This is a genomic window from Salinibacterium sp. UTAS2018 (assembly GCF_004118935.1).
Lineage (GTDB): Bacteria > Actinomycetota > Actinomycetes > Actinomycetales > Microbacteriaceae > Rhodoglobus.
Genome location: NZ_CP035375.1, coordinates 1425725 through 1438135, shown reverse-complemented (window position 1 = coordinate 1438135; position 12411 = coordinate 1425725). Strand labels below are relative to the sequence as shown.

Genomic DNA, 12411 nt, shown 5'->3' with positions numbered 1-12411 from the left:
TAACTCGCGTCAGTCCCGTTAGAACTTGCCGGAGTTCACCCAGGTGCTCGGGTCAGTGATCTCTTCGGACACGACCCAGTGCTCGACGATGAGACCGTTCTCGACGCGGTAGAGGTCGATCAGGGCTTGCGCGATTCCCTCCTTGTCGGCCGCAGCGAGAACGGCAACGAAGTTTCCCGACCCGATGAGATTGTGAATCTGGTCGTAACGCACTGCGTGTGCATCGGCAAACGCAAAGTAAGCATCGCGGCCGTCGGCAATCAGCGGGTCGTGCTGGGCGAGATCGGGGTGCACAAACGACGCGGCGAGCGTGCGGTCGCCCTCGATGAGAACCTTCGTCACGTATTCGAAGACGAGCCGTTTGTTGACTTCGGTCTTGTCGAGATCGGTAACCTCGGTCGGGCCATCAAACGGTGTGCGCCCGCTCACGCTCGTGGGCTCGACTTCGGCGATCATGTCCCAGTGCTCGATGAGCTTGGCATCGTCGTCGGTGTCGAAAATGTCGGCGGTCACATAGGTGAATTCGCCGTTGTTGAGCTTCTGGCGGGCCTGGATGAAGACGAAGTGTCCATCTTCGAAGCCACGAACGATCTCGATGTCGCGGATGGGGTTGCGGGTGGTGAAGTTTTCGAAGAATTCGATGAATCCTTCGCGGCCGTCGCGCACGGGCGTGGAGTGCTACGTGTAGCGCTGGCCCGCGTAGCTGTTGATTGCGTCGACGTAGTTGCCGTCGCGGATACCTTCAAGATAGAGGCCCGTGACGTTGTTGAGTCGTTGTCCCATGGTGTGCTCCTAGCGGCGAGGTGAGGGGGCGCGATTGCGTGCTCCAAGCCTCCCGCACAGCGAGACCCGAGCACAGGTACGACCGCGACTGCTTATGGTGCAAAGTGGACAAGGTGGCGCCGGAACTCCGCGGGCGAGGTGCCGATCACGCGCTCGAAGAACTTCGTGAAGTTGGTGGGCTCGCTGAATCCGAGCGCCGTCGAGATGGATGCCACCGTGCCGTCGGTGTGTGCCAGCAGTCGCTTCGCCTCGAGCATGAGCCGCTCATCCAGAAGCGCTTTGGCGGTGAGGCCCGTGACGGTTTGGCAGGCGCGGCTGACAGTGCGCTCGGAATAGCCGAGGCCAGTGACGTAGTCGCGAACATTGCGGCTGAGGGTGAGGTCACGTTCGAGGGCGGCGCGAAAGGCGAGGTAGGCGTGGGGGAGGGCGCCCCGGCCAGGCTCGCTGCTCGCGCGTTGATAGAGAGCGACGAGTGCAGAGAACAGTGCGGTGAGCAGGGCGACGGAGTGCTCGTCGGGCGTGAATCGCTGTTGTTCTCGGTCGATTGCGGCGACAAGGTCGAGCGCGGTGGTGAGCGAGTGCTCGCCGAGGTCGGCGTGAGTGGGGTCGCCGGGGAGCCACTCCGCGGTTTGTGAGGCAGCGGGTAATGCTACGACCACACTGGCGCTGAGATCGTTCTCAACGTGCCACTGCTGCACCTGGCCGGCGCGCACGAACAGCACGCGTCCGGGATGCAGGGCGACCGTCTGAAAGTCGACGGTGTGGGAACCGCTACCGCTACGGATGACGATCATGAGTTCGAAAGAGGGCCGCTGCGCGCGTTCGAAATACGCTGGCCCCATTCGCTCCACGAGCGTCGCGTAGTCGAGTGCCTCGACGGGGAGAGCGTGACCTAGCTCGCTCGCGAAGTTGACCGGCAGTACGGTCTCGTCGCGCTCATCGTCAATAGTGGCCACACGCTGATGGTAGCGCGCGGGTTCGGAAGGCCGTGCAGTGCAGGATCGTTCAGGTGGCAGTCAGGGCTGACCCCTAATTTGTATCTATGACTAATTGTCGAATTAGAACTCTCGGGTTCAGGGCGACATCCTGACTCGTAGGTTGAGCCGCGGGCGGCTCGCTGCGGTCTCTATTGACGTAAGCGGCGCATGCCGGAGAAGGGCACATTGATGAATCAGTCGATACCGCGCGAACTACGCATCGCTCTGTGGGTAATAGGCGGCGTCCTTGCGGTGCTCGCCGTCGTAAATGGGGTCCTGCTGCTCCCCGACGGATCGGACAATTGGTGGATCATCATCAGCCTGCTGGTGTCATCCGGAGTGTGCCTGACTATTGCCGCGGTGAACACCAAGCGATGAAGACCCGGTAGTGAATAGCCAGGAATGAATAGCCAAGAGTGAACACGGGCGCAGCTCAGCGCTAGTTCAGCGATCGCCGGAACGACGCCAGATACCACCGTTGCGCCGCGAAGCGTACCCAGCGCGGCAGGCGCGGGTACACGACCCGCGTGACCCGCATGATCCGGGTGAAGCGTCTCGGGTGGTGGGGGAGCGCATAAGCCTCGCGCAGTTCAGCACTCAGCAACCCGGCGGTCAGCACTCGCGCGAGCGGCATCGAGGCGCGTAGCCACCACGGTCCGCCGGTCGGATGCAGCAGCTGCTGGGCAACTCCGCGGCTCGCGTCGGTGACGCGCAACGAGGCCACGCTCTCGTTCCAGTAGGCGGCGAAGGCCGCGCGGTCGGCAGGCCACAGCGTGCGCGGGACGCCCAACGCCGTCGCGATCACGGCGTAGTCGGCGAGCAGGGTTTCGGCGTCCACGTCGCGCAGCGGCCCGAAGACCAGCTCACGCACGCGCATCGCGGTGTCGTAGAGCGTGGCCGCCACCCACAACTGCAGTTGCGGATCACGGGCGTCGTAGCTGTCGGCTCGCACCGGGCGGTGAGCCGCGCCCACCCGCCGGGCGACCTCGGCAGCTTCGGCCGGAGTGCCATACACAGTGACGTAGAGGTAGGTAAGGGTGCCGTTGAGGCGATCCAAGGGGCGCCGCGCAAAGTCACTGTGCTCGGCGACCGCCTGCCCCACAGCGGGGTGCGCGATTTGCAACAGAATGGCCGCCCCGCCGCCAGCCAACAGAGCGACGTCGGCAGAGATATCCGCGATTCTGAGAGGGGCGGACGCGGGCATGAAGCCAGTTTAGGAGTGCTCAAACACAAGATTTGCTGATCTTTCGCCCTGTACAGCCCGCTATCGGAAAACCCACAACGTTAGGCACGGTAAGGTTTTCTATTGGCGCGCGACTCATGGAGCCGACCAATTTGGCACCGATTCGCCGCCTTCCCCACTCACCATTACGCGCGGATTGGAATGAGCAGCGTGGATCTATATGAGTACCAGGCCAGAGATGTATTTGAGTCTTATGGCGTACCAGTACTTGCCGGCCTGATTGCCGACACCCCAGAAGAAGCCAAAGCAGCAGCCGAGAAAATCGGTGGAACCGTTGTAGTCAAGGCTCAGGTCAAGACCGGCGGTCGCGGCAAGGCAGGTGGAGTCAAGGTTGTTCACAACGCCGACGACGCCTACGCCGCAGCCGAGCAGATCCTTGGTCTCGACATCAACGGTCACACGGTCAAGCGAGTAATGATTGCTGCCGGTGCTCGCATCGCGCAGGAGTTCTACTTCTCCGTGCTGCTCGACCGAGCAAACCGCTCCTACCTTTCGCTGTGCAGCGTTGAAGGTGGAGTGGAAATCGAGGTGCTTGCTGTTGAGCGCCCCGAGGCTCTCGCCAAGATCGAGGTCAACCCGCTCACGGGTATCGACCTCGCCAAGGCCACCGAAATCGCGACCGCTGCTGGATTCTCCGCAGAGCTCGTCGAAAAGGTTGCCCCTGTCTTCGTGAAGCTCTACGACGTGTACAAGGGCGAAGACGCCACTCTCGTTGAGGTCAACCCTCTCGTGATCACCGAAGACGGCGACATCGTTGCCCTCGACGGCAAGGTCTCGATCGACGAGAACGCCGACTTCCGTCACCCCTCGCACGCTGAACTCGAAGACGCTGACGCTGCCGACCCCCTCGAGGCGAAGGCTAAGGCCAACGGCCTCAACTACGTCAAGCTCGACGGTGAAGTGGGTGTCATCGGTAACGGTGCCGGCCTCGTCATGTCGACGCTGGATGTCGTTGCTTACGCTGGCGAAAACCACGGTAACGTGAAGCCCGCCAACTTCCTCGACATCGGTGGCGGAGCATCCGCTGCTGTCATGGCCGCGGGCCTCGACGTCATTCTCAACGACCCTCAGGTCAAGAGCGTGTTCGTCAACGTCTTCGGCGGAATCACCGCGTGTGACGCTGTTGCTCACGGAATTGTGGGCGCGCTCGCCGAGCTCGGTGACTCCGCCAACAAGCCTCTCGTTGTTCGTCTCGACGGCAACAAGGTCGAGGAGGGTCGCGCGATTCTTGCTGAAGCGAACCACCCCCTCGTGACGCTAGCCGCCTCTATGGACGAGGGCGCCGACAAGGCTGCCGAACTCGCCAACGCCGCGAAGTAAGGAACCGAGCATGTCAATTTTCCTCAACAAGGACTCCAAGGTCATCGTTCAGGGCATCACCGGCGGTGAGGGCACCAAGCACACCGCTCTCATGCTCGCTGCTGGAACCCAGGTCGTTGGCGGTGTCAACGCCCGCAAGGCTGGCACCACAGTCACCCACGGCGACGTTGAGCTGCCCGTGTTCGGCACTGTTGCTGAAGCCATGGAAAAGACGGGAGCGGATGTTTCGATCGCTTTCGTTCCTCCGGCCTTCACTAAGGATGCCGTTATCGAAGCTATCGACGCTGAGATGCCGCTGCTCGTCATCATCACCGAGGGTGTTCCCGTCGGCGACTCTGCCGAGTTCTGGGCTTACGCGCAGGAGAAGGGCAACAAGACCCGCATCATTGGTCCGAACTGCCCCGGCATCATCACGCCCGGTGAAGCACTCGTCGGCATTACGCCCGCGAACATCACCGGCAAGGGCCCGATCGGTCTCGTCTCCAAGTCGGGAACGCTCACCTACCAAATGATGTACGAACTCCGCGATCTCGGTTTCTCGACCGCTATCGGTATCGGTGGCGACCCCATCATCGGCACCACCCACATCGACGCTCTCGCAGCGTTCGAGGCCGACCCCGAGACCAAGGCAATCGTCATGATTGGTGAGATCGGTGGAGACGCTGAAGAGCGTGCCGCTGACTACATCAAGGCACACGTCACGAAGCCCGTTGTGGGTTACGTTGCGGGCTTCACGGCTCCCGAGGGTAAGACCATGGGTCACGCCGGTGCGATCGTTTCTGGCTCGGCCGGAACCGCTCAGGCCAAGAAGGAAGCTCTCGAAGCTGCCGGTGTGAAGGTCGGCAAGACGCCGTCTGAAGCCGCCAAGCTCATGCGCGAAATTCTCGAAACTCTGTAGCTCGCACTTTCGCTACGCCGAAGCGCCGCCGTCCACTGGACGGCGGCGCTTCTTTTGTTTGCGGGCGTGGGCGAGATGGTTAGGCCAGCACCTGAGCGGCGTTCGACGAGGGCTCGCGTTGTTGAGGATTCGTGGAGGCTGTCGGCTCAGGATGGGTGATCATGATGCTCTGGCACGGTGGTAGTTGAATCGCGGCGGGATCGACCGTCATGAGCGCTGGGCCTTACCCGGATTGCTGTTCCGAGCCACTAGTTGCTTCCGGTCGTCGGGCAACCGAAAGTGTCCGGTCGCGGGTCAAACACGCAGGTCACACCATCCTGAGAGCCGCCGGCAGGGGCAGCGTCGACGACTGCCGTCTCGACGCTCGACCAGCTCAAGACATCGCCTGCGACAACATCCGATTCTGGAATGTCGACTACCGCGACTTCCCTTTCGCCAATCAACCGGCCCGAGGTGGGGTCAATGATGATTTCGACGCGCACTGCATTGTTGACCTCAACACGGCCGATTGCTGTGCCGGTCGAGCCGTCAAGTGTGGCTTCGTCGTCGGTGATGGTGACGCCAGGGATCATCGTGGCGGCGCGCAGCAACGCGGCGCGGAGATCGGGTGGTGCTGTTCCTTGGCGAAGAGTATCGGCGATGAATACGAGGGCTTCACCGTCGGGCGATGGGCCAGCTCCGAGGGTTCGTAGGTAGATAAAGTTCAGCAGGAGGTACGGGTCTCGCGGCATCTCATCGAAGTTCCCCCACGTGCTGTCCTTCGAGCTTCCATAAAATGCACCGCCGGGAGCACGCAGCAGCTCAGACAGAGGGTTCTCGGCTGTTGTGGGAAAGTGCCGTTCAGCGAGGGCTTCTCCACCGGGGGTGAGCACATCGACGAGCTGGGTCGGATTGCGCACCCACACCCAATCGTCGCTGCGGTCGGCAGGAACATAGAGCTGATCTGACTCGTTTATCCGGTAGGTGATGATGGGCCCGTCGTTTTCTTGCCCATCGGTGATGTGAACGTTTTGGCTAGAAATACGGAGGTATTGCCCCGGGCTGAGATGGGCATCAGTAAATGTCAGGGCTGCAGTTGCGGCGCGTTCGAGTATGGCCGCGGCAGCGGGGTCTGCTCCTCCACGCCAGCCACCTAGCCCGAGCAGGTTCGATGCGACGAGAACTCCGACGAGCGCGAATGCTCCTGCGGTGCTGAACCCTGCGAAGGCAAATCGCCGCCGTGCAATGGATCTTCTCGTAGCCGAGTCCTGAGCGCTCGGCTGAGTAGCTGCCTGCGCGGGCCCTTGCGGGGTGGCGGTCTCAAAGGCGCGCTCGAGCTTGGCGAGTGATGGCGCGAGTTGTTCAGAGCTGGGTTCTGTGATGTCATCACGCAGAGTCTGGAGCAAAGCGAGTTTGTTCATGATGTACCTCCTCCGATAATGGCTCGGTGCGCAAGATGCGGCGAGCTCGGTTCATTCGTGAGCGCACAGTGCCTACGGGGATTTCGAGGCTCTGAGCGATTTGTTCATAGGTGAAGTCGCCCCACGCGAAAAGAAGAAGACAATCGCGGTCGCCGCTCGACATCCGTCGCAGTCGCCGCGCCATTTTCTTCACTTCCCGCTGTGCGTCGACAATCTCGTCGACGTTGGGGCTGTTGTCGTATTCCGGTTCCGCTGCAGCACGCTCAAGACTCTTGAGGGTGCGCGCTTCGGCGATGCGATGGCGATGGATGAGGTTCGTTGCGATCCCGAAAAGCCAGGGCCGCGCGTCATCCCGACCGAGATCGAAGGTCGCTCGACGCTCGAACGCGATCAAAAATGTTTCGCTGGTCACGTCATCCGCCAGTGGCTCTCCTGCCCGTCGCGCGACATAGCGATGGAGCGATGCCGCGTAACGATGGAAGAGTTCTCCGAAGGCGGCAGGCTCGCGCAGGGACCGCTCGATCACGCCGCTGTCGTTGTTCATACTTAGTGTTCTTCGCTCGACGTGTTTGGGCTCACGATTGGTCTCGAATCGACGGCCGTTCGTGGCGACCCGGTTCTGCGAGGCGCGAGTGTGCCGCTACTCGCGCAGCTCGTGTCGCACGGGCTTGAGCCGCTCGGGCGCGTCGGTCGCCGCGGGGAACTCGCAGGTGAAGCGGCCCGTGTAGCCGAAAAGAAAGCCGAAGGTGCGGTTGTGGATTTCGAGGGCGATCACGAACTCGTTCGTCTCGTCGTCGAACGATTCCGTGAGATCGGCGCGGCCGCTGAAGAGCATCGGAAAGCGGAACGCGAGCGGGCCCTCATAGAAGCGTTGGGCATCCGACCTCAAGCGCAGGGAACCGTCATCGTCCACCGACAGGTCGAGATCGACCGCGAGGTGTTGGTGGGTGCCGAGGTAGTCGATGATGCGGTCGCCGGCCGCGTTCAGGATCATCGTCGCGTCAAACCGCGTCGGCTTTGCCCGCACCGTGTACTCGCGCACGAAGGTCCCAGTCTCCCGGCCGAAGGGGTCGCGGTACGGATAGTTTTCGATGCGAAAGGGCACGTTCTCGCCAACATCCGGCGTCAAGATATTACGAAACCACCCGATCCACAAAAATGGAACCGTCCACCACGGGCCGCGGCGGATGCTCGACATCATGCCGGTGCCGACCGCTGCGTAGCCGCTCTCCAGGCTCACACCAAAGCGTTTCTGCAGCATGGGGTGCAGGCGCGAGAAGTCATCACCGAGAACGGTCTCAAACATCGAGGTCATGGTGTCTCCAGGGCGGAAAGAGTGGCTGGTGCATCATCCATGGGGCGGCCGCGGCGCGGGAGGCGAAGGCAGTTGCGTGCACGGGGCCTGCCCGGCTTCCAGAAGGCTAACGGTGAGTGCGGCTCGATGTCGCTTTCAGCCCACAGCCGCAGGCTGTCGAAGCTCCACGCAGTCATCCAGCCCACAAACGGGCGGATGAGAATGCGATCAAGAACAGCGCCCCAGGCCGGCTCGTAGTCATAGCCGGTGATGAAGCGCGTTCCGCCCGGGATCGGAACGTAGCGCCAGTACCCGCGGCCATCTCCCAGCGGAGAGAGGCGGTCTTTGGTGGTGAACTTGAGTGCTGACGTCCGGGTGCCATCGGGGCGCTTGATCTCGCCGCGGCTCGTGCCCGTTCCGGTGATGGTGTGAAAAGGAATCCGTCGTTCGTAGCGAAAGCGATAGCCCTCGCTGTCTAACGTTTCAGTCGGACTGATGCGGCTGAAGCGGAGATCCCACCGGGTGTGATTTTCGGCGACCTGCGTGAGTCGCCACACTGTGTCGATATCGGCCGCGATGTCGATTTCAACGTAGATCGGCGCTGGTCCCATGGTCTCCAGTATGGGCGAGAAAGGACCGCGGGCGCGCGTCCCCCAAAGAGCGGACAATGTGTCACGTTCGGGTAACGATGACCCCAAGACCACCCCCTGTTAAGGGGTAGAACGCGCATATAGTGGCTCTTGGTGAGTACCCGAACAGCCGCTTTGCAAGCACGCCCTGATCAGCGTGTGTACGTCACATAAGCAAGTCCCATTCAGAGAAGAATAGGAATATTCGTGAGCATTCGAAGAATCATTTCGGTGGTGGCAACGACAACTCTTGTCGCCACTTCCTTGGTTACCGGCGCCGCCCTCGGCGCCACAGCTGCACCAACATCCATTGGTGGCGGCGGCCAAACTGAATTCACCCCGGGGCGTTACATCGTCACGATGGTGGATCAGGCGGCAGCTACCTACGACGGTGGCGTGCGCGGCTTTGACGCAACAACTCCACCCGAAGGCGAGCAACTCGACACTCGCCGCCAAGTAGTGCAGGACTACACCGAGTATTTGGAAGAGCAGCAGGAGGATGCCGCGGCGTCCGTCGGAGCTGACATCGATTATTCGTACACGCTTGCAACCAACGGCTTCGCAGCCGACTTGACCGCGGCCCAAGCAGTTGAGCTTTCAGCCAACAAGCTTGTTGCCTCGATCGTTCCGGATGAGCTGAAGAAGATCACCGCAGCGCAGCGGTCAACTGAATTCCTCGGCCTCGAAGGCGCCGAGGGGCTCTGGGCCGCCACGGGCGGAGCGGAAACTGCCGGCGAAGGCATCGTCGTAGGAGTGCTCGACACCGGTTTCGCTCCCGAGAACCCGGCCTTTGCCGGTGACGCTCTCGGCAGCACGCCAGGCGCCGACCCGTACCGTGATGGCGACTCCACTGTCTTCGAGAAGTCAGATGGCCAAACCTTCACCGGCGTCTGCACCGAAGGAGACCAGTTCGCCGCCGATGACTGCACGACCAAGGTCATCAGCGCTCGCTACTTTGTTGACGGCTTCGGTGCCGGCAACATCGGTGACGCGGGCGTTGGCGAATACCTGTCGCCGCGTGACGGTGACGGCCACGGCTCGCACACCGCGAGCACGGCAGCCGGAAACCTCGAAGTTGACGCCAACGTTGGCGGTAACGCACTCGGATACTTCTCCGGGATTGCGCCCGCTGCCAAGATCGCTGCCTACAAGGTGTGCTGGAGCGGACCCGACCCTGTCGAAACGACAGACGACGGTTGTGCATCCACTGACCTTCTCGCTGCTATCGACCAGGCTGTCGCTGACGGTGTTGACGTGATCAACTACTCGATCGGTGGAGGCGCTGCCACAAGCACCGTTTCGCCCACCGACCAGGCCTTCCTCGGTGCTGCTGCTGCTGGCGTCTTCGTCGCAGCGTCCGCCGGAAACGACGGCCCCGGCGCAACGACGCTCGACAATGCGGCACCGTGGATCACCACGGTCGCTGCCAGCACCATCCCGAACTACGAAGCCACGGTCACCCTCGGTGACGGCCAAGAGTTCGCCGGTGCGTCGATCACGGTTGACCTCGACCCCGCCGCGGAACCGCTCACGGGTGAACTCGTGTACGCCGCGGATGTCGCGCTCGAGGGCGCGGTCGAACCGGCCCTGTGCCTGGCTGACACTCTCGACCCGGCTCTCGTTGACGGCAAGATCGTGGTCTGCGACCGCGGTGCAATCGCTCGCGTCGACAAGTCGGCCGAGGTTGCTCGTGCCGGTGGTATCGGCTCGGTTCTCGTCAACGTCACGCCGAGTTCCATTGACCTCGACACTCACGTGATTCCGACCATCCACTTGGATGCTCCGTACCGTGACGCCGTTCTGGCTTATGCCGCGACCGAGGGTGCGACGGCAACGTTCACTCCCGGAAACGAGACTGCGTACCAGCCGCCGACACCTCAGGTTGCTGGCTTCTCGTCACGTGGCCCTGTCGAAGCCGACGGTAGCGACATCATTAAGCCCGACATTTCAGCACCCGGCGTCGGAATCCTCGCCGCCAGTGCCAATGCTGAAGGAGCCGAGCCGACGTTTGCGCTTCTTTCGGGTACCTCGATGTCGTCACCGCACATTGCGGGCCTTGCTGCTCTGTACCTCGGTGAGCGCCCCAACGCGACTCCTGCCGAGATCAAGTCAGCCTTCATGACAACCGCCTACGACACTGTGGATGCCGACGGAAACCCCGTCACTGATCCCTTCACGCAGGGCTCGGGCCACGTTGACCCGACCAAGTTCTTTGAACCTGGACTGCTCTACCTGAACGGTATCGGCGATTGGCTGTCCTACATTGAGGGCGCTGGCTACGACGTGCTCGACCCTGCGGTCGAAGCAATCGATCCCAGCAATCTCAACCTGGCATCCATCGGTATCGGCTCGTTGACGGCACCAGAAACGATCACTCGCACCGTGACCTCCACTCAGGCGGGCACGTTCGAGGCATCCGTCTCGGTTCCCGGAATCGACGCCACGGTGTCGCCATCCACGCTGACCTTCGGTGCGGCAGGCGAAACGCAGAGCTACGAAGTGACGATCAGTCGAACGGATGCTCCGCTCGACCAGTTCACCACCGGTGCCCTCACGTGGACCAGCGGTGACACCGTCGTACACAGCCCCATCGCTGTACGCCCCGTCACCATCCTCGCGCCGGAAACAGCCAGCGGAACCGGAACGTTCGGTGCCGTTGACGTGACCGTCACGCCCGGTGGGTCTGGCGACATTCCGTTGACCTCCACCGGTCTCACCGCGGGAGTCTTCTACGAAGATCCCACGGGTACCGAAACCGAGCACTCGGGTTCCGGTGCTGCCGGGGACGAGTTCGAGTACACGGCAACCGTGCCCGAGGGCACCACGTACGCGCGCTTCGACCTCGACTCGATCGATGACACTGCTGACCTCGACTTGGTCGTGTACCTGCTCGATGACGCAGGCACGCCCGTTACGGGTTGGCAGTCGGCTACCGGTTCGGCAGACGAACGCGTGAACCTCGTCGATCCGGCTCCGGGCACGTATCAGGTCACGGCGTCGGTTTATGCGGCCAACCCCGCCACCGCGTTCGACGTGCGAACCTTCGCCGTTGTTCCTGGTGCAGGAGAGCCGCTGGGTCTCGACCCCGAGGTTCTTGCGGGCGTTCAAGGTGAAGCCGTGAGCTACACCGCATCGTGGGAGGGCCTAGCCCCGTTCACGAACTACCTCGGAATCGTCAGCTATGGCGACACGGGAGCAACAACCGCAATTGAGGTTGTGACGCAAGACGACGTTCAGCCGGGAACCCCCGTGAACACCGTTCTGCCGACGATCTCGGGCAAGCCGCTGGTCGGCAAAAAGCTCACGGCTAGTGCCGGCGAGTGGGATGTCGACGGGCTGAAGTTCAGCTACCAGTGGCAAGCGAACGGCGAGAACATTGCCGGCGCCGATAAGAGCAAGTACACGGTCACGAAGGCTGACGAAGGCAAGGCGATCACCGTCGTTGTCACCGCCAGCAAGAAGGACCTGCCGAGCGCGAGCGCAACCTCCGAGGCTGTGATGATCAACTACAGCTCGAGCGTGAAACTGTCGGTGAGCAAGCACGTCGCGTTCTCGTGGAACACCGTGAGTGCCACCATCCGTGTCGCAACGGGTGAGGACGCTGCGGCAACCGGCACCGTCAAGGTGACGGTGGATGGCAAGAAGATTGACACCATCACGCTCGACGAGTCAGACAACGGGAAGGTGACGGTAATTCTGCCGAAACTCGATCGCGGTCTGCACCAGGTGCGCGCGCAGTTTACGCCCGCTGGCGATAACGTGACGGGCTCGAAGAGCAGTAACGACTGGGTCTGGATCGTCTTCTAGGCGCAATTTGCCCAGAAGCTAACCCTCAACAACAACGGCTGGTCACCTCCCCACGGGTGG

12 protein-coding genes are annotated in these 12411 nt (G+C 62.1%); 4 read left to right on the top strand and 8 right to left on the bottom strand.

Annotation, left to right across the window (positions count from 1 at the left end; translation table 11 throughout):
* Positions 1–18: 18 nt before the first annotated feature.
* Both ESZ53_RS06850 and ESZ53_RS06845 read right to left on the bottom strand, forming a co-directional pair.
* Positions 19–666: a nuclear transport factor 2 family protein gene (locus ESZ53_RS06850; protein WP_210403844.1), complete on the bottom strand. Its 648-nt coding sequence runs from the start codon at positions 664–666 to the stop codon at positions 19–21.
* Between the two features lie 209 nt (positions 667–875).
* On the bottom strand, positions 876–1739 hold the full coding sequence (locus tag ESZ53_RS06845) for an AraC family transcriptional regulator (RefSeq protein WP_129072146.1): 864 nt from the start codon (positions 1737–1739) through the stop codon (positions 876–878).
* A gap of 210 nt (positions 1740–1949) precedes the next feature.
* On the opposite strand from ESZ53_RS06845, the gene ESZ53_RS06840 reads away from it, so the two are divergent.
* Entirely contained in the window at positions 1950–2138 is a 189-nt protein-coding gene (locus ESZ53_RS06840; RefSeq protein WP_129072145.1) for a hypothetical protein, read from the top strand.
* A gap of 61 nt (positions 2139–2199) precedes the next feature.
* Here ESZ53_RS06840 and ESZ53_RS06835 read toward each other — a convergent pair whose 3' ends face one another.
* Positions 2200–2964 carry an oxygenase MpaB family protein gene (locus tag ESZ53_RS06835; RefSeq protein ID WP_129072144.1) on the bottom strand — a complete coding sequence of 255 codons (765 nt, stop codon included), beginning with the start codon at positions 2962–2964 and terminating at the stop codon, positions 2200–2202.
* 189 nt (positions 2965–3153) lie between these two features.
* Between ESZ53_RS06835 and sucC the strand changes: the two genes are divergently transcribed.
* Together sucC and sucD are read left to right on the top strand one after the other, a co-directional pair.
* Entirely contained in the window at positions 3154–4323 is a 1170-nt protein-coding gene (gene sucC / locus ESZ53_RS06830) for an ADP-forming succinate--CoA ligase subunit beta (RefSeq protein WP_129073528.1), read from the top strand.
* A 10-nt stretch (positions 4324–4333) separates the two neighbouring features.
* On the top strand, positions 4334–5221 hold the full coding sequence (gene sucD / locus ESZ53_RS06825; RefSeq protein WP_129072143.1) for a succinate--CoA ligase subunit alpha: 888 nt from the start codon (positions 4334–4336) through the stop codon (positions 5219–5221).
* A 79-nt stretch (positions 5222–5300) separates the two neighbouring features.
* On the opposite strand, the gene ESZ53_RS14525 is transcribed toward sucD, so the two are convergent.
* The 5 genes from ESZ53_RS14525 to ESZ53_RS06805 all read right to left on the bottom strand — a co-directional run bounded on the left by ESZ53_RS14525 (position 5301) and on the right by ESZ53_RS06805 (position 8526).
* Complete coding sequence (locus ESZ53_RS14525; RefSeq protein ID WP_256386358.1) at positions 5301–5432, bottom strand: hypothetical protein; 132 nt, start codon at positions 5430–5432, stop codon at positions 5301–5303.
* A 37-nt stretch (positions 5433–5469) separates the two neighbouring features.
* Positions 5470–6621, bottom strand: coding sequence for a hypothetical protein (locus ESZ53_RS06820; RefSeq protein ID WP_129072142.1), 1152 nt, complete (start codon positions 6619–6621; stop codon positions 5470–5472).
* Positions 6587–7165: an RNA polymerase sigma factor gene (locus ESZ53_RS06815; RefSeq protein WP_129072141.1), complete on the bottom strand. Its 579-nt coding sequence runs from the start codon at positions 7163–7165 to the stop codon at positions 6587–6589. Before ESZ53_RS06815 ends, ESZ53_RS06820 begins: the two co-directional genes overlap by 35 nt.
* Before the next feature lie 96 nt (positions 7166–7261).
* Positions 7262–7936 carry a DUF4166 domain-containing protein gene (locus tag ESZ53_RS06810; protein ID WP_129072140.1) on the bottom strand — a complete coding sequence of 225 codons (675 nt, stop codon included), beginning with the start codon at positions 7934–7936 and terminating at the stop codon, positions 7262–7264.
* A complete protein-coding gene (locus tag ESZ53_RS06805) occupies positions 7933–8526 on the bottom strand; it encodes an SRPBCC family protein (protein WP_129072139.1) in 594 nt (197 codons plus the stop codon). The genes ESZ53_RS06810 and ESZ53_RS06805 overlap by 4 nt, the downstream gene beginning before the upstream one ends.
* Positions 8527–8751: 225 nt before the next feature.
* On the opposite strand from ESZ53_RS06805, the gene ESZ53_RS06800 reads away from it, so the two are divergent.
* Positions 8752–12351, top strand: a complete 3600-nt coding sequence (locus ESZ53_RS06800) for a S8 family serine peptidase (RefSeq protein ID WP_246837411.1) — start codon at positions 8752–8754, stop codon at positions 12349–12351.
* Positions 12352–12411: the final 60 nt, after the last annotated feature.